Annotated in this window: 24 protein-coding genes; 2 read left to right on the top strand and 22 right to left on the bottom strand. The window is 71.3% G+C overall.

Features of this window, described 5'->3' with window-relative positions; genetic code table 11:
- Window positions 1-6: 6 nt before the first annotated feature.
- From JK364_RS39885 to JK364_RS39900, 4 genes are all read right to left on the bottom strand, one after another.
- Complete coding sequence (locus tag JK364_RS39885) at window positions 7-990, bottom strand: quinone oxidoreductase family protein (protein ID WP_201856301.1); 984 nt, start codon at window positions 988-990, stop codon at window positions 7-9.
- 44 nt (window positions 991-1,034) lie between these two features.
- Window positions 1,035-1,901, bottom strand: coding sequence for a helix-turn-helix transcriptional regulator (locus JK364_RS39890; protein WP_201856302.1), 867 nt, complete (start codon window positions 1,899-1,901; stop codon window positions 1,035-1,037).
- 9 nt (window positions 1,902-1,910) lie between these two features.
- Window positions 1,911-2,564 (bottom strand): hypothetical protein, encoded by a 654-nt coding sequence (locus tag JK364_RS39895; RefSeq protein ID WP_201856303.1) that lies wholly within the window; start codon window positions 2,562-2,564, stop codon window positions 1,911-1,913.
- Window positions 2,565-2,732: 168 nt separating this feature from the next.
- Window positions 2,733-3,527, bottom strand: coding sequence for an SDR family NAD(P)-dependent oxidoreductase (locus JK364_RS39900; protein ID WP_201856304.1), 795 nt, complete (start codon window positions 3,525-3,527; stop codon window positions 2,733-2,735).
- 306 nt (window positions 3,528-3,833) lie between these two features.
- Here JK364_RS39900 and JK364_RS39905 point away from each other — a divergent pair, with 306 nt between their 5' ends.
- Window positions 3,834-5,027: a right-handed parallel beta-helix repeat-containing protein gene (locus JK364_RS39905; protein WP_201856305.1), complete on the top strand. Its 1,194-nt coding sequence runs from the start codon at window positions 3,834-3,836 to the stop codon at window positions 5,025-5,027.
- Between the two features lie 15 nt (window positions 5,028-5,042).
- Here JK364_RS39905 and JK364_RS39910 read toward each other — a convergent pair whose 3' ends face one another.
- A complete protein-coding gene (locus JK364_RS39910) occupies window positions 5,043-5,918 on the bottom strand; it encodes a helix-turn-helix transcriptional regulator (RefSeq protein WP_201856306.1) in 876 nt (291 codons plus the stop codon).
- Between the two features lie 105 nt (window positions 5,919-6,023).
- On the opposite strand from JK364_RS39910, the gene JK364_RS39915 reads away from it, so the two are divergent.
- Entirely contained in the window at window positions 6,024-6,722 is a 699-nt protein-coding gene (locus JK364_RS39915) for an SDR family NAD(P)-dependent oxidoreductase (protein ID WP_201856307.1), read from the top strand.
- A gap of 37 nt (window positions 6,723-6,759) precedes the next feature.
- Here JK364_RS39915 and JK364_RS39920 read toward each other — a convergent pair whose 3' ends face one another.
- The 17 genes from JK364_RS39920 to JK364_RS40000 form a co-directional block, all read right to left on the bottom strand.
- Window positions 6,760-7,329 (bottom strand): SRPBCC family protein, encoded by a 570-nt coding sequence (locus JK364_RS39920; protein WP_201856308.1) that lies wholly within the window; start codon window positions 7,327-7,329, stop codon window positions 6,760-6,762.
- Window positions 7,283-8,614: a methylaspartate mutase gene (locus JK364_RS39925; protein ID WP_201856309.1), complete on the bottom strand. Its 1,332-nt coding sequence runs from the start codon at window positions 8,612-8,614 to the stop codon at window positions 7,283-7,285. Before JK364_RS39925 ends, JK364_RS39920 begins: the two co-directional genes overlap by 47 nt.
- Window positions 8,611-9,087, bottom strand: coding sequence for a cobalamin B12-binding domain-containing protein (locus tag JK364_RS39930; protein ID WP_201856310.1), 477 nt, complete (start codon window positions 9,085-9,087; stop codon window positions 8,611-8,613). The genes JK364_RS39925 and JK364_RS39930 overlap by 4 nt, the downstream gene beginning before the upstream one ends.
- An 18-nt stretch (window positions 9,088-9,105) precedes the next feature.
- A complete protein-coding gene (locus JK364_RS39935) occupies window positions 9,106-9,837 on the bottom strand; it encodes a 2-hydroxychromene-2-carboxylate isomerase (protein ID WP_201856311.1) in 732 nt (243 codons plus the stop codon).
- On the bottom strand, window positions 9,834-10,787 hold the full coding sequence (locus tag JK364_RS39940) for a thioesterase family protein (RefSeq protein WP_201856312.1): 954 nt from the start codon (window positions 10,785-10,787) through the stop codon (window positions 9,834-9,836). The genes JK364_RS39935 and JK364_RS39940 overlap by 4 nt, the downstream gene beginning before the upstream one ends.
- A 2-nt stretch (window positions 10,788-10,789) precedes the next feature.
- Window positions 10,790-11,692, bottom strand: coding sequence for an alpha/beta fold hydrolase (locus tag JK364_RS39945; RefSeq protein WP_201856313.1), 903 nt, complete (start codon window positions 11,690-11,692; stop codon window positions 10,790-10,792).
- 1 nt (window position 11,693) lies between these two features.
- The gene (locus JK364_RS39950; protein WP_201856314.1) at window positions 11,694-12,671 is read right to left on the bottom strand and encodes a beta-ketoacyl synthase N-terminal-like domain-containing protein; all 978 of its coding nucleotides are present in this window, start codon (window positions 12,669-12,671) and stop codon (window positions 11,694-11,696) included.
- Window positions 12,668-13,804 carry a beta-ketoacyl synthase N-terminal-like domain-containing protein gene (locus JK364_RS39955; RefSeq protein ID WP_201856315.1) on the bottom strand — a complete coding sequence of 379 codons (1,137 nt, stop codon included), beginning with the start codon at window positions 13,802-13,804 and terminating at the stop codon, window positions 12,668-12,670. Before JK364_RS39955 ends, JK364_RS39950 begins: the two co-directional genes overlap by 4 nt.
- The gene (locus JK364_RS39960) at window positions 13,779-14,957 is read right to left on the bottom strand and encodes a beta-ketoacyl synthase N-terminal-like domain-containing protein (RefSeq protein ID WP_201856316.1); all 1,179 of its coding nucleotides are present in this window, start codon (window positions 14,955-14,957) and stop codon (window positions 13,779-13,781) included. Before JK364_RS39960 ends, JK364_RS39955 begins: the two co-directional genes overlap by 26 nt.
- Window positions 14,954-16,162 carry a beta-ketoacyl-[acyl-carrier-protein] synthase family protein gene (locus JK364_RS39965; RefSeq protein WP_201856317.1) on the bottom strand — a complete coding sequence of 403 codons (1,209 nt, stop codon included), beginning with the start codon at window positions 16,160-16,162 and terminating at the stop codon, window positions 14,954-14,956. Before JK364_RS39965 ends, JK364_RS39960 begins: the two co-directional genes overlap by 4 nt.
- Window positions 16,163-16,167: 5 nt before the next feature.
- Complete coding sequence (locus tag JK364_RS39970; RefSeq protein ID WP_201856318.1) at window positions 16,168-16,425, bottom strand: acyl carrier protein; 258 nt, start codon at window positions 16,423-16,425, stop codon at window positions 16,168-16,170.
- Window positions 16,426-16,497: 72 nt separating this feature from the next.
- The gene (locus JK364_RS39975) at window positions 16,498-16,980 is read right to left on the bottom strand and encodes a 3-hydroxyacyl-ACP dehydratase FabZ family protein (RefSeq protein ID WP_201856319.1); all 483 of its coding nucleotides are present in this window, start codon (window positions 16,978-16,980) and stop codon (window positions 16,498-16,500) included.
- The gene (locus JK364_RS39980; RefSeq protein ID WP_201856320.1) at window positions 16,967-17,401 is read right to left on the bottom strand and encodes a 3-hydroxyacyl-ACP dehydratase FabZ family protein; all 435 of its coding nucleotides are present in this window, start codon (window positions 17,399-17,401) and stop codon (window positions 16,967-16,969) included. The genes JK364_RS39975 and JK364_RS39980 overlap by 14 nt, the downstream gene beginning before the upstream one ends.
- Window positions 17,398-18,138: a 3-oxoacyl-[acyl-carrier-protein] reductase gene (gene fabG / locus JK364_RS39985; RefSeq protein ID WP_201856321.1), complete on the bottom strand. Its 741-nt coding sequence runs from the start codon at window positions 18,136-18,138 to the stop codon at window positions 17,398-17,400. Before fabG ends, JK364_RS39980 begins: the two co-directional genes overlap by 4 nt.
- A 76-nt stretch (window positions 18,139-18,214) precedes the next feature.
- Window positions 18,215-19,222, bottom strand: a complete 1,008-nt coding sequence (gene sbnB, locus JK364_RS39990) for a 2,3-diaminopropionate biosynthesis protein SbnB (RefSeq protein WP_201856322.1) — start codon at window positions 19,220-19,222, stop codon at window positions 18,215-18,217.
- A 1-nt stretch (window position 19,223) separates the two neighbouring features.
- Entirely contained in the window at window positions 19,224-20,228 is a 1,005-nt protein-coding gene (gene sbnA / locus JK364_RS39995) for a 2,3-diaminopropionate biosynthesis protein SbnA (protein ID WP_201856323.1), read from the bottom strand.
- Window positions 20,228-20,755, bottom strand: a complete 528-nt coding sequence (locus tag JK364_RS40000) for a DUF3995 domain-containing protein (RefSeq protein ID WP_201856324.1) — start codon at window positions 20,753-20,755, stop codon at window positions 20,228-20,230. The genes sbnA and JK364_RS40000 overlap by 1 nt, the downstream gene beginning before the upstream one ends.
- Window positions 20,756-20,782: the final 27 nt, after the last annotated feature.

Genomic DNA, 20,782 nt, shown 5'->3' on the forward strand with positions numbered 1-20,782 from the left:
CGTAGGTCACAACGCCGCGGCCTCGAGCACCAGCTTGCCCGTGGTGGTGCCCGATTCGATGCGGCGGTGGGCCTCGGCGGCCTGTTCCAGCGGCAGGGTTTCGACCCGCGTCCGCAGGTCTCCCGTCGCCGCGGCCGCCACCGCGCGGCGCAGCGCCCGGCGTGTCTCCCCGGGGAAGGCGGCGGCGAAGGCGGCCAGGTTGAAGCCGGAGACGGTCCTGTTGGTGAACCACAGTTCGTTGGCCGGGATACCGATGTCCGCGGCGCCGGAGGCGTTGCCCATCACCACCAGGCGTCCCATCGGGGCCAGCCGGTCCAGGCCCGCGCGGCGGGCGGGGCCGCCGACCATGTCGACCACGACGTCGAACTCGCCCGCGTCGGCGATCCGGTCCCGCGTGATCACCTCGTGGTAGCCGAAGCGCCTGGCGGTCTCGATCTTGGCCGCGCTGCCGACGGTGCCGACCACGTGGCCCGCGCCCAGCAGGCGGGCGGCCTGGCCGAGTTGGCTTCCCACGCCGCCGGCCGCGGCATGGATCAGCACGCGTTCTCCGGGCTCGATCCGGGCCACCCGGTCGAGCACGAGGAACGCGGTGGTGCTGTTGGACGGCAGCGCCGCGGCGACGTCCATCCCGATACCGAGGCCGTCCAGCGGCACGGCCAGGGCCGCCGAGGTCACCACCACCTCGGCGTAGCCACCGCTGTCGACGATCGAGAGCGCGGCCACCGGCTGCCCGACGGTCAGATCCTCGACGCCCTCACCGACCGCCCGGATCCGCCCCGACACCTCGATGCCGGGCACAAAGGGAAGCGGCACGTCGACGACGCCGCGCCGGTAGAGGACCTCGGCGAAGTTGGCGCCCGCGTACGCCACGTCGATGGCGACCTGGCCCGGTCCGGGCTCGGGGACGGGGACGGTGGCGACGCGGAGCACCTCGGCGTCGCCGAACTCGGGGATGGTCACTGCCTTCATCTGCCTGCTGCCGTTGTTCATGTCCACGATCCTGCGGGCACGGCGGCAACGCGGGCAGTGCCCACTCATCCTGGGTGTGGCACCACCAGGCTGTGCTGCCGCAGCAGCGTCTCCAGCCGCTGCTGGGTGTCGGTGCCGGGACGCGGGTTGTGCAGGATCAGATGGTGCCCGGGGTGCTCGGGCAGCGGCAGCAAGGTGGCATCGAAGATCATCGTCCCGGCGTCGGGGTGCTCGACGGCCTTCACCGCGCTGGTGTGCTCGGCCACGTCGTGGCGCGCCCACAGCTCGGCGAATTCGGGGCTGACCGCGGCCAGGTCGGCGGCGATGCGGCCGAACTCCGCATCGTCCGGGTAGCGCGCCGCGTCGGCCCGGAAGGCGGCGGCCACCTCGGTCGCGGTCTCGGCCCAATTGCGGTGCCGCACCCGGTAGCGGGCGTTGGTGAAGAAGGAGACCAGGCAGTTGTGGTCGCTCTCGCCGTAGCCGAACACCACGCGTGCCGCGTCGTTGACGGCGGTGAAGTTCCAGTGGCGGTCGCGAACATAGCCGGGCCGCGGTGACCAGGCATCCAGCAACCGCCGCACCTCGGGCGAGGGTGCCACCGAGGGCGCGGAGGAGACCTGCGGCGGATTGAGTCCGGCCAGGCGGTACAGGTGGGCACGCTCGGCGGAGCCCAGCAGCAGCGCCCGGGCGATCGCGTCGAGGACCTGCTCGGACACCTTGATGTCGCGCCCCTGCTCCAGCCACGTGTACCAGGACACTCCGACGCCCGCCAGCACCGCGACCTCCTCGCGCCGCAGCCCCGGTGTGCGCCGCCGGCCACCGTCGGGCATACCGACATCGGCCGGCGAGACCCGGGCTCGGCGGCTGCGCAGAAACTCCCGCAGCTCGGTGCGCCGGTCGTCGCGGGACAGGGGCGAATGAGAGGTGGCCATGACCGCCGATCAGCCGTTGATGGTGCGAAGGAAGTGGTCCGCGTCCTCGGGTTCGCCCAGCCGTCCTACTTCCAGCCAGGAGCCGTCGGTGAAGCGGAGCCGGAACGTGGCGAATCCGCGCGGCTGACCCGCCTCGCCTTCGACGCGGGCCTGATCGAGGGGGAACTCCGTGACGATCCGGAAGTCGTCGGCCTTGGTGGGCGACAGCCGACGGCGCGGGGACGTGGCGATACAGACGCGATCACGGGCCAGCATGACCAGGCGTTTGGGGTTGGGCGAGTGCCCGTACCAGTGCAGCAGCAATTGGCCCGCCGTCAGGTTCCAGTCGCCGTCGAAGACGTGGTTCGCCGGATCCTGTCGGCGATCGCGATCGCGATCGCGGCCGGAGCCGGAGCCGGAGCCGGAGGAGCGGGCGTTCGGCCGGTCACGTCGGCCGGTACCCAGCTTGTCGATCAGCATCACCGGGACGACGACGAAGAAGAACACCACGGCACCGACGTACAGCAGCCAGTGGTGGCCCGCCTTCAGCCGTCCCCTGCCCGCGGCGCGGTGTACCTCTTTGGGCGGCGTGGGAATGGACTTGTGGATCTCGCACCAGACCAGGGCCACGGGCTCCTCGCCCAATATCTTCCGGGCCCGCCGATGGACCACGCGCTTCGCCATGCCGACGATCCTAGAGGAGCCTTCCATGGAGGAGTCTTCCGATTCCTGGCGACGACGCCACTCCCGACGTGCGCACCCGCCCGCGCACCCGCGCGCCCGGATGCCCATCCTGGAACTGGTCGCTCGCCTCGATCTCGCGCCCCGCGCTCCCGCGCGCCTGGATGCCCGCTACGGCACCAGCGCGATGCCCCCGTCGACGCGCAGATTGATTCCGTTGATGTATCCGGCCGACGGGCCGGCGAGAAACGCGACCGCCGCCGAGATATCCGCCGCGGTGCCGAGCCTGCCCGTCGGGTTCGGGGCGTACTCCGCCGCCACCAGCGGTTCGAGCTCTGCCCATTGCCCTGGCCAGCCGCGTGCGGCCGCTCCGTCCTCGAACATCTGCCGCATGCCGTCCGTAACGATCACACCGGGGCTCACGGTGTTCGCGGTGATGCCGGATCCGGCCAGATGCCGGGCCAGGCTGGTGGTCATGTTGACCACCGCCGCCTTCGCCGCCGAATACTCGACCATGTTCGGCAATGGAGTCGTCGCGGCCCGGCTGCCCACGTTGATCACCCTTCCCCATCCGCGCTCGCGCATCCGGGGCACCAGGGCCCGGATCATCCGCACCGCGGACACGACGTTCCCGTTCATCGCGTCCAGCCACAACGCCGGCTCCGCGGTTTCCCAGTCGTGCTCGGCGAATGGGCCGGCGTTGTTGACCAATATCTCCACACCCCACTCCAGGGCCCGCTCGGCCACCGTCTCGGCTCCAGCCTCATCAGCGAGGTCCCCCAGCACGACGTCCACCACCCCGCCGACAGCACCGAGCCGCTCCGCGACCTCGCCGACACGCGCGGGGTCTCGACCGTGCACCAGCACAGCGCACCCTTCGTCGACCAGCCGCCGGGCCACCGCGGCACCGATACCCCCGCTGCTCCCCGTCACCATCGCCCGTCGTCCCGCAAGCTCCAGGTCCATATTTCGCACGCTAGACCACGCCTGTGACAGCGGCGCCGATCTCCGAAGAGGATCGAGCGCATGGGAGCGCTCCCAACCCGTCACTGTAACTGGCGCACGACAAGCCCGGAAGGCCAACCGCCGTCTTGGTGAGGGACATTGACGCGCCTGAAAGCGCTTGCTAATTTTCCGACTCGCATGCCGCACCGTCAGCCATCAATGCCCTTCACCTCTGGGCTTGGACGATGGGAGACGGTCAGCAATCGCTCTCATGTGCTGTCTGTCGTCGCCACGGCAAGCTCCCCCACATCAGGAGGTCTCAGCGCCATGAAGCACTCTCGGACATTCCCTCGCGCCCTCGTCGCCGCGGCCGCGGCCTTGGTCGCGTCGGCGGGTCTGCTCGCCGTCCATCCGCCCGTCTCGCGGGCGCAGTCCGCGTCCTTCGACGCCGATGACTTGTTCGTGTCGCCGAGGGGCAGTGCGGACGCCCCCGGGACGGAGTCCGCTCCGACCACACTCGCCTCGGCGATCACCCGCATCACCGCGGGCGGCACGATCTACGCGCGCGGCGGGGCCTACAACCTCTCGCAGACGGTCACCATCGCACCGGGCAACAACGGCACGTCGAGCGCCCGCAAGGAACTGGTCGCCTACCCCGGCGAGACCCCGGTGCTGAACTTCTCGGCCATGAGCGAGGATTCGGGGAACCGCGGGCTCGCCCTCAACGGATCGTTCTGGCGCGTCTCCGGCATCACCGTCGAACGCGCCGGTGACAACGGAATCTCCGTCGGTGGCAGCAATAACGTCATCGAGCGCACGGTGACCCGCTTCAACCGTGACACCGGGCTCCAGATCTCCCGCATCGCCTCCAGCACCCCCCACGACCAGTGGCCGTCGAACAACCTCGTCGTGAGTTCGGAGTCGCATGACAACGCCGACTCCGACGGCGAGGACGCCGATGGATTCGCCGCGAAGCTCACGGTCGGCTCCGGGAACGTGTTCCGCTACGACGTGTCCCACAACAACATCGACGACGGCTGGGACCTCTACACCAAGAAGGACACCGGCCCCATCGGCCCGGTGACCATCGAGGACTCGCTCGCCTACGGCAACGGCACCCTCTCGGACGGCACCCAGAACTCCAACGGCGACCGCAACGGCTACAAGCTCGGCGGCTCGGACATCGCCGTCGACCACGTCATCCGGCGGAGCGTCGCCTACCACAACGGCAAGCACGGGTTCACCTACAACAGCAACCCCGGCCATATGTCGGTGTCGGGCAACGTCGGCATCGACAACGGGCAGCGCAACTTCTCGTTCGACGGCGGCACTTCGGTGTTCCGGGACAATGTGTCGTGCCGCAGCGGCAGCAGCGGGACGAAGGACCGCACCATCGGTGACGCCGACAGTTCGAACCAGTTCTGGTCCGGGACGAACGGATCCCGGTGCTCGTCCTACACCGGCGCGCTGAAGTGGTCCTTCGCCGCGGACGGCAGCCTCCGCGTGAGCTTCGGCGGCTAGGGCCCTTCTGACGGATCAGTTGTGGGTGGTGGCCGGTGGACCGATGACGGTGCTGAGCCGGAGCTTGGTCTCGTCCTCGCTGCCGGGCACGGCGGTCATGATGACGATCTTGAGCTCGGAGTCGCCGTCGGTCAGGACGTCGCAGTCCACCGTGACCGGGCCCACCGACGGGTGGTCGATCGTCTTGTGGTCCTCGCGGTGCGCGGCCACCTCTCCGGCCGTCCACAGCTCGGCGAACCTCTCGTTGCCCGCGTTCAGTTCACGGATCAGCGTGGCCAAGCGGCTGTCCTGGGGGAAGCGGCCAGTGGCGCGGCGCAGGTCGGAGACGACGGCGGCGTCGGTGGCGGCGCGGTCCGCCTCGGTCACCGGCCACCGTGCGAGGTGGACGGGGCCGGCGTCCACCGGGAACCTGTCGCGGGCGAAGTTGCGCAGCCGCGGCGGCGAGGCGGAGGGGTCGCCCAGCAGGCCGGCCCACCCGTGGTTCCACCACACCAGTTGCCAGTCCGCCGCGAACACGGCGACCGCCACGTCCCCGAGGCGGGCGAGCACCCGCCGGACGCCGGGCGGGAGATGGTCGGAGATGGCGCCGTCCACCGGCGGTGCGAGCCGGGCCAGCCGGTACAGGTGGTCCCGCTCGGCGGTGGACAGCTGGAGGGCGCGCGCGAGGGACGCCACCACCGACGCCGAGGGGGTCGTGGCCCGCCCCTGTTCCAGGCGCACGATGTAGTCGACCGATACCCCGGCCAGGTCGGCCAGCTCTTCGCGCCGCAGCCCGGCCGCCCGGCGCCCGCGGGCCACCGGCAGCCCGGCGGCCGACGGGGGCAGCCGGTCCCGCCAGGTGCGGATCATCGCGCCCAGTCCGGTTCCGGGGGTCGTCGGTATGATCCCCATCCTCCCGCATTCCCGGTCGTGGGTGTGGGCGCGAGGGTGGTACCGGTCTTCCTACCGTCGAAGCGTCCCTGGTCCGCCTCCGTCGTCGTGACCAGTATTGAACGCATGACGATCACCTTCATCACCGGAGCCAACAAGGGGCTCGGCCGCGAGACCGCCCGCCGCCTGATCGAGTACGGCCACACCGTGCTGGTCGGAGCCCGCGACCGTGAGCAGGGCGAGGAGGCCGCCGCCGCGCTCGGCGCACGCTACGTCGCCATCGACGTGACCGACGACGCGTCCGTGGCCGCCGCGGCCGAGAACGTCGCCGGACACGAGGGCAGGATCGACGTCCTGATCAACAACGCCGGTGTGCACGGCCCCGTCGGCGATCCCGGCGACCTCACCGCCGCCGACGCCCTGGCCGTCCTCGACGTCAACGTCATCGGCGTCGTCCGCACCACCACCGCGTTCCTGCCGCTGCTGCGCCGCTCGGACGACCCTGTGATCGTCAACGTCAGCAGCGGTATGGGTTCCCTCGCCCTCACGCACGACCCCGACCGGCCCGAGTCGCACGTCGTCGTGCCGCTGTACACCTCCTCGAAGGCGGCGCTGACGATGTTGACCACGCAGTACGCCAAGGGGCTCGAGGGCATCCGCGTCAATGCCGCCGACCCCGGCTACACCGCGACCGACCTCAACGGTCACAGCGGCCCCCAGACCGTCACCGAGGGCACGGACGCGATCGTCGCCCTCGCCACCGAGGAGCCCGGCGCCGGCACCGGACGCTTCATCGACCGCCATGGCGAGATCGCCTGGTCCTGAACCCGGCCGTGCCCCGGCAAGGGCCATCAAACGCGCCCTAGCCGCCGGGGGCCACTTTCTTCGCGATGGCCCGCAGGAGGTCATGGCGGATCATGCCGCTGCCCGCACGCATGAAGCCCCAGTAGAGGGCGAAGGCGCGGCGGGTGGCGGGGTCGGTGTTCAGGACCCGGGTCTCGGTGGACAGCAGCGTGCCGTCGCCCTCGGGGGTGAGGCGGAAGTTCATCACCACCTTGGACCAGCCCGCCTCGTCGAAGTGTGCGAACGCCTCCGGATCGCCGCGTTCGACGGCCGGGCGCGCGGGGCGCAGCGCGGTGTAGCGGGCGATGTCGCCGAGTACCACCTCATGGGGCGGGTCGGCGGCCATCTCCCGGGGTGCCATCGACTCCAGAACCCGCAGGTCCATGCCCTGGTGGGCGCCGGTGTCGACACCGTTGACCCAGGTCTTGGGGCCGCCGCGCACCCGCATCAGGCCGAGGGTCACGGCGAGTTCGCCGACCCGCAGGTCCATGAGTTCATGCCAGACCCGCTCCGGCGGGGCGTCGATCCGGCGGCTGTGGTGTTCACGCTTGTCGAAGGTCGGCAGCAGTCGTTCCAGCGTCCAGCGCATCGCTTGTCCTCGTGTCCTGGCTCCGCAGGGCCAGTAGATCGTGTGTGCGTTCCACGTACGACAGCGCCGACAGCAACTCCGAGCTGCCGACGTCGTGTTCGCGTGTCCCGCCGGTGATGCCCCGGATGGGCATCGAGCCGACGGATGCCCAGCGCAGCCGCCCCGCCTCGTCGATATAGCCGCGGGAGCGTCCGCGGTTGTCGGCGTGCAGACAGTACGGCACATCGAGATAGCCCTTGGCGAAGGCGCGCACCAGGGCCTGTCCGACGTCCGGATGGAGGTCGAGCACGGCCTCGATGAGCTGCCGGGCCTCGGCGGCGATACCGGTGTCCTGGGGCGGGGCCGGGTCCGGGGGTGTCCGGGTGGCTTCGGTCGCCGCGGCGGCGCCCGCGAACTCCAGCGCCTCGACGTTCTCCTCGATGGTGGGGATGCGGTACGACTCGGCCGGTGTCTTGACGATGAGCCGGGTGGCGCCGGTGCGGACGGCGAGTCCGGCGGCCGCGCGCAGCACGAGAAGGGCACCGCCGTGGGTACGCGGGTACTTGCCCATGTAGGTGTACACCACGATGTGCCAGTCGGTGTCGTCCGGCAGGAACGCGGTGGCCAGCGACCGCAGCGCGGCCACCGCCTCCTCGTCCTGCCGGACGTCGGTCTGCTGGGCGTAGCTGAGCGAGATGCTGCGCAGTCCGTGCCGGTGAAAGAAGAGCCCTTCGAGCACGGTGATGGCGATGAGCAGTCCGGGCGGGCACATCTGGCCCATCATGCACCCGCCGAAGCTCTCCAGATGGGGCTCGACGCCCCGGTCCCGCAGCTCCGCGAACCGCTCGCAGGAGCGTGCCCAGCTCGCGGTGGCCTCCCGCAGCGGGACCCGGCTGTAGGGCAGGCAGTACGAGACGGGCCCGCCCTCGGTGGCGTCCAGACCGGCCGCGACGAGGGCGGCGATGATGTCGTCCGGCAGCGCGGAGCCGTGTCTGACCTGGACCGGGAAGTCGGGGCCCTGGATGCCGTCGAGCACGGCACGGGTGGTGTCCGGGCCGTGGGTGACCAGCGGATAGCCGTTGAGCGGAAAGCCATCGGCCAGGGCGCGCTCGGCCGAGGCGTAGTCCTTCACCCGCGTATAGCTGTCGAGGGTGAGGGTGCCGACGGTGGCCGCCCGCGCCCGCCGGACGGCCTTCAGCCCCGCGCGCATCCGCCGTGGGCCGCTGAAGCCCATCCGGGGCTGGACCAGCGGCCCCGTGGAGCGCCGCCGGGCGGCCAGCCCGGCGAAGGAGCCGGATGTGCTCATGAGGCGGCGACCGGGTGGCGGGGGACGGGGTGGTCCAGGGCGGCCAGGAACCGACCGATCTCGGCCGGTTCGGCGTCGTCCTGGAACACGGCGCTGAAGCCCGCCGAGACGAGCCGCCGCGCCATGTCGTCCGCCTCGGCGCCCCCGGTGATGCCCAGCTTTCCGCCGATCACCACGGGGACGTCCCGAGTCCGCGGATCGGACCGGAGCTTGCCGATCAGCCGCGCTCCGTCCACCTGCCCATGACCGTTGACCGTACTGATCACCACCAGGTCGGGACGGATCGCGGAGCATTCCTGGACCAGCAGTTCGTCCGCCACACACGCACCGAGGTTGATGACACGGTGGCCCATCTCCTCCAGCAGCAGCTGAAGGAAGACGAGGTTCCAGGTGTGGGAATCCGAGGACACGCTGCTGAGCAGTACGGTGCGGCCGCGCGGGGCGACGGCCGCGTTGACGGGGTTCATGAGCATGGGATCTCTCTCCTGGCCTCAGCCGCAGCCGCCGGCGGAGTCGGAGTCGTAGCCACCGACCCGCTCCAGCAGTGCGGCCGGCATCTGGTCGTCCGCGGATTCGGCCACCGGCTCGGCCACGTCCACACCGGCCTTCCGCAGGGCCGGGATCAGCTCGTCGAGGAAGCTGTCGACCCGGTCCAGGCCCCAGAAGCGGTGGCGTCCGACCTTGAAGTACGGGATGCCGAACACATCGTCGTCGTAGGCGGCGGCGAGGGCGGCCACGCCTTCGGCGCGCAGTGCGGGGTCGTGGACGGCGGCCACCATCTCGTCGCCGTCGAACCCGGCCGCCTCGGCCACCCGGTGCAGCACCTCGGTGTCGCAGATGTTCTCGCCGCGCTCCCAGCGGGCCGCGGTCACCGCCGCGTAGAACTCGCGCTCACGGCCGAGGTGGCGCGCCTTCAACCAGGCCAGGTGCGGCACCTCCCACCACGGGTCGATGTCCACCGGCCAGGACATGGTGTATCCGAAGCGGGTGGAGAGCCGCTTGGTGTCCTGGAGGATGTAGAGGTGCTTGGCCTTGCTCATCTGGGTGTAGTGGAAGCCGGAGTCGCGCTCCTCCAGCGCGGCCCGGGTCTTCTCGTCCGGGTCCCAGTACGGGTAGTACTCGATGACCTCGGGGGCCTGCGGGAAGCGCTCCTCGAGCCGCTTGAGCCCCATCCAGCTGAACGGGGAGCGCAGGTTGAAGTACAGGCGGGGCCGTCGCTTCATCGGGCGTCCCCCAGCAGCGCGGCGCGGGTGGTGTCGTCGAACTCGGCGAGGGTGCCGGCCAGTTCGCCGCGGCTGACGGCGTAGCCGTGCATGATGGTCCCGGTGGCGGTGTGCACCAGCCGTCCGTCGCGGTGGACATAGGTGTCGAAGGTGGCGGTGTACATCACGTCCTTGATGATCTCCTGGACGGTGAACACGGTGTGCAGGGTCTCTTCCATGAGGGCGTCGGCGAGCATGTGCACCCGGGCCCGGGACACCACGGGGATCCAGCCGCGCTCCACGAGCATGGTGCGGATGGAGATGCCGCGGTCCTCCAGGAAGCGGTCCACGACCTCCTCCATGGCCCGGACGTAGCCGGAGTGCTGGAGCCGGTCGGAGAAGTGGCAGTAGAAGTACGGGATGCGCCAGGACCACAGGAAGGCGTTGGAGCCGGCCGGGGTCAGGACGGCGGCCAGCTCGCTGTCGGCGACGGTCCGGGGCTCGTGGTCCGCGGCGTCGGCGAGCGCGGCCACCTCGGGGACGGTGTAGGGCTCGAGGTGGGCGGGGACCGGCTGGATGTCCGCCGGGGCGTCCTTCAGGGTGACCAGCGCGACCCGGATCTTGCCGGTGAGGACGGTGACGGTCGCGCCGTCCCGCTCGACGGTCAGCCGGACCTTGAACGGGGCGCCGTGGCCGGGCTTGGGCTTGCCCGGCTCCACGACGGCGGTCACCGCGTCGTCGATGCCGAGCGTGGCGGGCAGGCTGACCGAGTGGTCGACGATCTCCAGGCCGAGGCCGTAGGTGTGGTAGAGCGTCTCCGCGCCCACCCCGCGCTCGCGGAAGTACTGGAGGATCGCCTCCTCCGTCAGATACATGAAGTGCTTGAAGCCGATCCAGGTGCGGATGTTGGCGCCCTCGTAGCGGGGCCTGCCCACGGGGGTGGTGAGGGTGCCGTCCAGCAGCTCCGTCATGGTCATTCCTTTGTGGTGAGAAGGGTCGTGGCGAAGGGGGTGGTCGCCGGGAGAGCGGTGAGGTCGTCAAGGAAGCCGGCGATGTCCGCGCCGACGTCCCCGGGCTGCTCCGCGTGGCAGAAGTGGGTGTAGCCGGGGCGTCTGCGGACGGTCGCCGCGGGCATGGCGGCGGCCAGGGCTGCCGCGCGGTCCTCGGAAAGCGAGGCGTCGCCGTGCCCGGCCAGGACGAGGGTGGGCACCGTGACGGCGCCCAGGTCGAGTTCGGTGGTGCCGGTGAACTGCAGGAACAGGCTGAGGAATCCGACCGGGCCGATCCGCTCGACCGTGGTGTCGGCCATGGCGGCGAGCACCTCGGGGTCCAGGTCCGCGGCCCGCCGCCCCAGTCCGACGCGTACGCCGTCGGTGATGATCTGCCGGAAGCCCGCCAGCGCCGCGTCGTGCAGGGGCCAGTCCACCCGGAGGGAGTCGGGGCGGAAGAACGGGGCGAGGAGCACCGCGGCGCGCGGCTGGGGCGCGCCGTCCCGGTCGGCCAGGTGTTCCAGGACGGCGTTGGCGCCGAAGGAGTGGCCGATCAGGATGTCGACGGGCTCGGGCACCAGGGCGAGCGCCTCGCGCAGCCAGTGCGCGGGGGTGCCGTGGTGCCGCCAGCGGTAGCGGTTGCCCGCGCGCCACGGCAGGTCGAGCGCGTAGGTCCGGCAGTGGCCCGCCAGCTCTCCGGCCAGCGGCTGCCATCCGGCCCACCCGCCTTCGAGGCCGTGCACCAGGGCCGCCACGGGAGGGCCGGGGCGCGGTGCCGGGGACTGCGTCCCCAGCACGGCGAGCCGCTCCCGCGCCCCGCGGACCTCGGCGACCGTGGTCCACCAGTCCGGCGGGGGTCCCGGGCGCGCCCCGTTCGGCTCGGCCATGTCAGCCTCCTCCCGCGAGGGCGGGGACGTCCGCCGGGTCGAGCCGCACCGAGGCGTAGCCGTCCTCACCGTCGCCGCAGGTGATCAGCGCCCCGCCCGGCCCGGACGCCTGTCCGGAGTCCAACCAGGCTGCGGCCACGGCCAGTTGGACCACGCCGAGCGCTCCGTAGACCTCCCCCAGATGCGGGGTGAGGTCGATGCCACCGCCGGCCCCCGGAGCCCCGGGGGCGGTGAGCCGGAGCGCGGCGGGCGGCGCGAGGTCGCCGGCGATGTCGTCCGGCCGGGTGTGGCGGCGTACGGTCCCCAGGCGCGGTCCGGCCCCGCCGGGCTCCAGTACGACGCAGGCGGCGGCCGCCCGGAGCGGGACCGGCACCGTGGTGCCGGGCACGGCCGGGCGGAGGGCGGCCAGTCCGCGGGCCACCTCGTCATCGGGTTCCACCCCGACCACCACGACCCGGCGGGCGCGCTCGCCGCGCAGCAGCAGGGCGCCCAGCCGGACGGCGTCCAGGCCGGAGGTGGCGCCGGAGCACACCATCAGATTGGGCCCGGTGAAGCCGTAGCGGATGGCGAGGGTACTGGCGATCACGTTGCTGGAGGCGTTGGGGCCGTTCAGCGGGGAGACGTCGTGGGCGGAGCCGGCCCGCATCCCGGCCACGATGTCGCGGACGGTCCGGGCGTTGCCGACGTTGGAGCTGACGACGACGGCGGTGTGCTCCGCTCCGGGGAGCGGTTCGGTGAGCTTGCCCGGGGGCAGTCCGAAGGCGCGGTGGACCGCGCACAGCGCCAGCCGGGTCGCGTCCTCCTTGAACAGCAGCCCCTTGCGGCCCAGTACGGTGTGCGCCTGGTCCGGGCCGCAGGCCGGTTCCGGGGCCACGGAGGAGAAGAGGTCCCTCGCCGCGGTCGCCACGGAGCCACCGATCGGGTCGGGCACATGGAGGGTGTGCGCGGTGACGGTCACCTCGCCGGGGTTCATGGTCATCGGTCCACCCCGATCACGCTGACGGCGTTGACTCCGCCGAATCCGAAGGCGTTGACCTGGGCCACCCGGGCGTCGCAGGGCGCGGGTTCGCCGATGACCAGCCGGAGTCCGGCGGCCGCCTCGATGGGCTCGGCGAGCCCCGCCGTGGCGGGCACCGAGCCCGAGCGCATCGCCCAGGCGGCGACGAGCAGGCTCATCAGCGCCGCGCTGCCGGAGGTGTGGCCGATGGCGCCCTTGATGCCGGTCACCAGCGGGCCCGGCGCGGCACCGGCGAAGACCGTGTCCAGGGCGGCGGCCTCGGTCGGGTCGTTGAGCGCGGTGCCGGTGCCATGGGCGAGGACCAGGCCGATGTCGTGCGGGGTGACCTCGGCGCGGCGGTGGGCGTCCCGCATGGCCTCGACGATCCCGCCCACGTCCGGGGCGGTCTCGTGGTGGGCGTCGCAGGAGAGCCCGGTGGCGAGGACGGTGGCGAGCGCGCCGGGCCCGGCGTCGGCGGCCCGCCGCAGGACCACCGCGACCGCGCCCTCGCCCAGCAGGACTCCGGCGCGTCCCTCCTGGAAGGGCCGGAGCGCGGGGGTGGGGGCGTCGGCGACCCGCCCGATCATGGTGAGCATGGATTCGCTCATCGCGTCGCAGCCCGCCGCCACGACCGCGTCGGCCTCGCCCGCCGCGAGCAGGTCCTGGGCGAGCGCGAGGGCGTGGCCGGACGCGGAGCAGGCGTTGGACACCGTGATCACCTCGGTGACCTCGGGCAGCACCTCCCGCACCGCGGTGGTGAAGTGCAGATCCCGGCGGCGCACCGGGACCCCGTCCACGGCCCAGCGCTCCATGGCCCGCAGCTCGCGCAGTCCGGTGCCGACGATGACGGACACCCGCTCGGCGGCCGGGTCCACTCCGGCCTGGCGGACCGCGCCGAGGACGCAGCGGGCGAGCCAGCGCCCGGCCCGCAGCGGGAGTTCTTCCTCGTCGTCGGCGGTGTCGTCGACGTGGTATCCACGAGTGACGTTGATGCGGTCGGTGTCGTAGAACCGCAGGTCCTGGCTGCCGTCGACGCCCTTCGCCAGGGCGGCGAAGGTGGCGTCGGTGCCGCCGTGGCAGGTGAGCAGATCAGCTCCGGTGATCGCCACGTGCACGGTGCCACCCCCTCAGTACGGCCGCGCCGACACCGCCGTCGGGAGAGACCGAGGTGACCACGGACACCGCGCCGTCCAGCTCCGGGTGGCCGCGGTGGCCGGCCAGCAGGGCGGCGATCTGCAGCGAGCCGGAGGCGCTCTGGCACTCGCCGACCCACTCCGTGGCCCGCACCCGCCACACCCCGGCGCCGAGCGCGGCCTCGATGCCACGGCGCTCGATGTCGTCCAGGCGGGCGATTCCGCTCTCGCCGGTGGCGACCGCCCGCACCTGGGCCGGTTCCACCCCGGCGCGGCTCAGGGCGCGGCCGATGCAGTCGGCGAGCCCGGCTCCCGCGTCGGGCTCCCGGCCCGGGGCGCCGTAGGTGCCGACCTCGACGGCCAGGACCTCGGCGTCGGGGGTGCGTCCCTGGGCGCGTACCGCCTCCGCGTTCTCGACGACGAAGACGGCGGAGCCCTCGCCGACCTTGGCCCGGCCCTCCTCGGCGGAGTGCTGGCGGTGGCTGAACCAGGCGGTGTGCGGGCTGAACTCCTCGACGGAGCCGACGAGCAGGGCGTCCGCGTAGCCGCGCCGGATCTGGTTGCGGGCGTAGCGCAGGGCGCTCAGCCCGGCGAGCCGGCCGCCGGCGACGGTGGCGTTGACGCCCTTGAGCCCCAGCCAGATCGCGGACTGGCCGGCGGCGCAGTTCATCACGGTGTTGGGGAACAGCACCGGGTTGACCAGGAACGGCCGGTCGCCCTCCAGGGTTTCCCGGCTGTAGTCGCTGGTGGCCTTGACGCTGCCGGCGGTGGTGCCCAGGACGATGCCGAACCGGTCGCGGTTGTCGTCGGTGACGGTCAGGTCGGTGTCGTCGAGGGCGAGCGTGCAGCCCAGCAGACCGAGGGAGGTGCTGCGGTCGAAGAAGCTGGTGCCCTTGCGGCCGAGGTGGTCGCGCACCCTGAAGTCGGGCATGGCGAACGCCTGGTCCTCGGGCAGGTCCTCGTCGAACATGCCGGTGACGTCGCGCAGCCCGCTGCGGCCCTCGCCGATGGCGGTGGTGAACTCGGCCGCGCCGATGGCCAGGGAGGTGACGACGCCCCAGCCGGTGATGGCCAGGGTGTTCTCGCGGACGGCGCTGTGGCCGGTGGTGTCCGGGGTGGTGGCGGTGGCGTTCATGCGACCCGTCCGAGGATGGTGATGGCGTTGTTGCCGCCGAAGGCGAAGCCGTTGTTCTGCACGACCTTGGGCTGTGCCGGGCGGCTCTCGTTCGGCACGGGGTCGATGGCGGGCAGTTCGGGGTCGGGGGTGCGGTAGTTGGTGGTCGGGGGCAGGAAGCCCGCGTCGAGGGCGAGTGCGGAGGCGATGGCGCCGAATCCGCTGGCCGCGCCCATGGTGTGGCCGAGCATGGACTTGATGGAGCTGATCGGCGGGGGCCGGGTGCCGAAGACCTCGACGACGGCCTGGGCCTCCATGGCGTCGTTGGCCGGGGTGCCGGTGCCGTGGGCGCAGATGTAGTCGACGTCGGCGGGGGTGATACCGGCGTTGTGGTGGGCCCGGCGCATGCACGCGGCGATGCTCACCGGGTCGGGGGCGACCATGTGGTTGGCGTCGCAGTTGAGGCCGTAGCCGAGCACCTCGGCGTAGATGTGGGCGCCGCGTTCGGTGGCGGACTCCAGGGTCTCCAGGAAGAGGGCGGCCCCGCCCTCGCCGGTGAGGATGCCGGAGCGGTCCTTGTCGAACGGTGAGCAGACCTTCTCGGTGAGCGCGCCGAGCCGGTAGAAGCCGGCGTGCGCCCAGCGGCACACCGAGTCCGCGCCACCGGCGATCATGTAGTCGGCGTCGCCGGTGACGATCTGGTCGTAGGCGTAGCCGAGTGCGTAGTTGCTGGCCGAGCAGGCGGTGGACAGGGTCACGGCCTCGCCGGTGAGACCGAGTTCCTGGTTGACGGCGGCGGCCAGCCGGGAGGCCGGGACCTGGGCCGCGTACGCCGGGGTGACCTCGGCCAGTCCGCTGTGCACCCACTCGGCGGTGAGCGCCTCGATGACCTGGGACTCACCGCTGGTGGTACCGATGCTGGAGCCGGCGGCGGCGCCCGCGAGCACCTTCTCGTCGATTCCGGCGTCCTCGACGGCCAGCCGCGCCGCCGCGGCCGCGAACAGGCTGGTGCGGCCCCACTCGGCGGTGGAGAGGGTGCGCAGCAGCGCCTTGGGGTCGAAGTCGGGAACCTCACCGGCCATGTAGTGCGGGAAGCCGGAGGAGTCGAAGCTGGAGATGGCGGAGATGCCGCTGGTGCCGGCGCGCAGGGCCTGGCCGAACGCCGTGACACCGGTGCCGATGCTGGAGACCGGGCCGAGCCCGGTGATGACGACCCGTCGGTTCATGCTGATCAGTCCTGCCAGCCGGCCTGCGTGGCCACGACGTCGTAGATGGCCTTGAGGTTCTCCATCCGGGGCAGCTCGGACTGCGGGATGTCGATCTTGTACTTCTTCTCGATCCGGGCCAGGATCTCGATCGCCCGCAGCGAGTCCGCCTCGTGCTCCTCCGCGAACGAACCGGTCTCGGTGATCTCCTCCGGCTCGACCTCGAGCACCTCGGCGACGATCTCGCGCAGCTCGTCCAGATGCTTCTCACGCGCTTCGGACATGGGTTTTCTCCTGAATCTGGCGGGGACGGGGGGTGGCAGGCACAAATCTGGGACTTTGGAGCGTGCGGAGGGTCATGAGCCGGTGCCGGCGGCGAGCCCTTCGCGTACGACGGCGAGGACCGAGCCGAGGGTGGCGATGCGGCGGTCGCCCACCCAGGTCTCGCCGCGCATGAACGCGTTGTCGCCGATGAGCTGGTCGATCTCCACGGTGTGACGCAGCACATCGCCGGGGTAGGCGCTGCCGGTGATCGTCACATCGCGGGCCGAGCCGAAGATGAGGGTGCCCTCGCGCCGCTCCCCGGACGTGGTGGCCGAGTACAGCCACAGCACGGCGCCGGTCTGGCCGAACGACTCGACGAGCAGGGAGGCCGGATAGGCGTAGGCGGAAGCGGGGAGGTCCTCCTCCAGCCCGGCGTAGCAGGGCTCGCTGCCGGTCACGGTCTTGGTGGCGACGATGCGTACCCCGGGTTCGAGGTCCAGGACGCGGTCCACGAGCAGAACGGGGTGGCGGTGCGGCAGGATGCGCCGGATGTCGGCGTGTTCAAGCGTGGTCATCGCCGTCCCTCCGGTCGATGCGCAGTTCGAGGGTCATCCGGGCGGACAGGGCGCCGTCGCCGCGGTGGCAGCGCACCTTGGCCCGCACCGCCGTGGGTGTGTCGTCGCGTGTCGTCAGATCGCAGCCGATGCGCAGGGTGTCCCCGGGCAGGAGCGGGGCCGCGAAGCTGATCGAGGTGATGGCGGCCAGTTCGGCGACCGCACCGGGGCCGTGCCGTTCGGTGGCCCAGTGGCGGATGGCCTGGTGGACGGATTCGAGGGTGAACACACCCGGGTAGATGGTGAAGTCCGGGTAGTGGCCGCCGAGATACGGGTCGTCGCCGGCGATCCGCTTGACCGCCTCCACCCGCGCGCCGGCCGGGGCGTCCACGATGTCCACCGTGTCGACCGCGGTGAGCGGGGCGGCGAACCGGCGGCTCACAGGACGATGCCCCCGTCGACCTGGAGGATCTGCCCGGTGATGTAGCCCGCCCGGTCGGACACCAGGAACGACACCAGTTCGGCCACGTCCTCGGGGGTGCCGAAGCGGCGCATGGGGACCAGTTCCATCGCCTGGGCGCGCACCTTGTCGGTGAGGCCCGCGGTCATGTCGGTCTCGATGAACCCGGGGGCGACGACATTGACCCGCAGGCCGTAGGGGGCGAGCTCCTTGGCCAGCGCCTTGCTCATGCCGTTGATACCGGCCTTGGCGGCGGAGTAGTTCGTCTGTGCCTTGTTGCCGTAGACGCCGGCCACCGAGGAGACGTTGACGATGACGCCCCGCTTGCGCTTCATGAAGCCGAACGCCAGCGACCGGCAGAAGTTGAAGACACCGGTCAGGCTGGCGTCGATGACGGCGTCCCAGTCCTCCACCGGCATCAGCACCAGCGGGTTGTCGCGGACGATGCCGGCCGAGTTGACGAGGGTGTCGATGGGGCCGAGGTCGGCCTCGGCCTCCTTGATGAAGGACTGCACGGCCTCGAAGTCCGCGACGTCACAGGGCGCGTGGAAGCAGCGCACGCCCAGCTCGCGGATCCGCTCGGCGGTCTCCTCGGCGCGCTCCTTCTCGCTGCGGTAGCAGAACGCGACGTCCATTCCGTCCTGGGCGAGACGGAGGGCGACACTCGCGCCGATACCGCGCGATCCCCCGGTGACAAGGGCACGGCGTTGTGTGGACATGGGAATTACCTCGTGGGTCGGGTCCGGAGACGGGTCAGTGGGTGGTACGGGACGGCGGGTCACGAGCGGGGGGCGCTCACCAGCGGGTGGTCTCGCCGAAGAACCCCTTGATGGCGGTGGCCTCGTTCTCCTCCAGGGCGGCCCGGTGCACGAACGCGCCGACGGCGAGGTCGAGCACGCCGAGGCCGAAGGGCGAGAAGATGACGGGCCGGTCAGGGGCCACCTTCCGGCGGGCGCGGATCACATCCGCGAGGGTGCCGTTGATGAACTCCCGGTGGCCGAACTTCTGCTCGGCCAGATGCGGCGAGGTGTTGGCGGTGAGGCAGTGGTCGATGTCGTCCAGGATGTTGTAGGCGCCTGCGATGATCTCCGGGTCGATGTCCCGCAGGGAGATGTTGAGGACGATCTGACCGGGGGCGAAGGTGCCCGGCCTGGTGATGTAGGGCTCTCCTGCCGTGGTGGCGAGCACCACCACATCGGCCTCCGCGATCGCCTTGTCCCGCTCGGCGGCGACGCTCGCACGGTGGCCGAGGGTGCCGGACGCATACGCGGTGAGCGATTCGGCGTAGCGCGGGTCCCGGTCGTGCACCAGCACCTCGTCGAGCTGCCAGTCGCGGTCGGTGAAGAACTCCAGGATGTTGCGGGCGATGATGCCGGCGCCGATCACCAGGAGCCGCCGGACGGTCCGCGATCCGTGCAGCGTCTCGGCGGCGAGCACGGCGGAGGCCGCAGTGCGGGCGGCGCTGATCTGGGCGGCTTCGAGACAGGCGAACGGATACCCGGTCTCGTAGTCGTTGAGCAGCAGGACCGCCGAGGCGCGCGGCACCGAACGCTCGATATTGCCGGGGAAGCTGGCGATCCACTTGATGCCGGCGACCGAGTGCGCACCGCCCAGATAGGCGGGCAGGGCGATGATGCGGCTGTCCGGCTTGTCGGGGAAGCGCAGGAAGTAGCTGTTGGGATTGACCGAGTCACCCAGGTCATGGGTGAGGTAGGTGTCCCGTACCTGGTCGACGATTTGCGACCGGGAGCGGCCGATCACACGGCGGGCGGTTTCGCCGCTGACGACATGGAAGTCGAACATGTCAGCCTTTCAGAAGCAGTGAGCCGTCGGCGTCCGGATGGTCGTCCGCGCCCGCCGGGATCAGGGCCTGGTGTCCGAAGCGTTCCTCGACCCAGGCGTCGTTGTAGATGGTGTTGAGGTAGCGGTCCCCGGTGTCGGGGGCGATGGCCACCACGGTGGATCCGGGCGGCAGCGCCGGGCCCCTGCGCACCACGGCCGCCAGGACCGAGCCGGTGGAGGCGCCGGTGGCGATGCCCCGGCTTCTGGCGATGGTGCGGCACATGCGGACCGCCTCGGCCTCGGGGACGATGACGATGTCGTCGACGAGCCGGGGGTCGCACAATTCGGGCTTGCGGCTGGTGCCGAGCCCCGGGAGATGCCGCTTGCCGGGCGGGAAGCCGAAGGTGACGGATCCGGCGGTGTCCACCGCGACGATCCGGGTGTGCGGGGAGCGTTCGCGGAAGTGGGCCGCGCAGCCCATCAGGGTGCCGGTGGTGCCGGCGCCGATGAACAGGTGGTCGACCTCGGGAACCTCGTCGAGGATGGCGGCGGCGGTGCGGTCCCGGTGGATCCGGGGGTTGGCCTCATTGGCGTACTGGTTCGGCCAGAACAGGGCGGGGTCCTGCTGCAGCCGGTCGTGGATGTAGTCGATCCTCGACTGCAGATATCCGCCGTTGGCGTCCTTCTTGTCGACGACCACCACCGTCGCCCCGAAGGTCCGGATCAGGGCCGCGTTCTGGGGCGAGGTGTTCGGGTCGGTGACACAGGTGAAGCGGTATCCCCTGGCGGCGCACACGGAGGCGAGCGCCACTCCCAGGTTGCCCGAGGACGATTCGATGATGTGGCCGCCGGGTCTGAGCAGATTCCACCGCTCGGCGTCCTCGACGAGTCCGATGGCGGTCTTGAGTTTGATCGAACCGGCCGGATTGAAACCCTCGATCTTGAGCAGGAGCCGGATATCGGGGACGAGTCCATCGATCCGCAGGAAGACACGGTCGAAGACCAGGTCCTGCGCGCTGTCGTACATCAATTTCCTCCGCGCCTTTCCGGGCGCCGCGGATGGTTCATGACATAGGTCCGGGTGGCGAGGAAGAGCAGGACTCCCCACACCAGGAACGACATGTCCCAGACGAACAGGCGCCACAGCAGCGGCTTCCACTCGACGGGGTCGGACGGAGTGAGCACACCGGTCGCCACCAGCAGCAGGCTGCCGACCTGCAAGGCGCCGTAGACGGTCAGCAGCACCGCGCCGCCCCAGCCCGCGAGAAGCATCAGCGGGCGGGGGACGACGCGGCCCCACGGCCGGACGAGCGACAACGAGAACAGACCGCCCGCCACCTTGAGCGCGCCGGTGATCCAGACGACCGCGATAAAGCCGGAGTTCCGGCGTTCCGCCATCCGCTGGATCGCGCCGCCCAGGGTGTCGAGGCCGAAGGTGCCCCCGGCCGCCCAGTAGAAGCTGAACAGGCCGAAGCCGACGGCCAGTACCGCGGCCGTGTATCCGGCCCAGGCCATCTGCCGGCCCCCGGTGTCCGGGGCTGTTGGAGCATTCATGTCGGTGGTCCGCTTTCTTCCCTCGTG

It is taken from the genome of Streptomyces endocoffeicus, assembly GCF_016741935.1.
GTDB lineage: Bacteria > Actinomycetota > Actinomycetes > Streptomycetales > Streptomycetaceae > Streptomyces > Streptomyces endocoffeicus.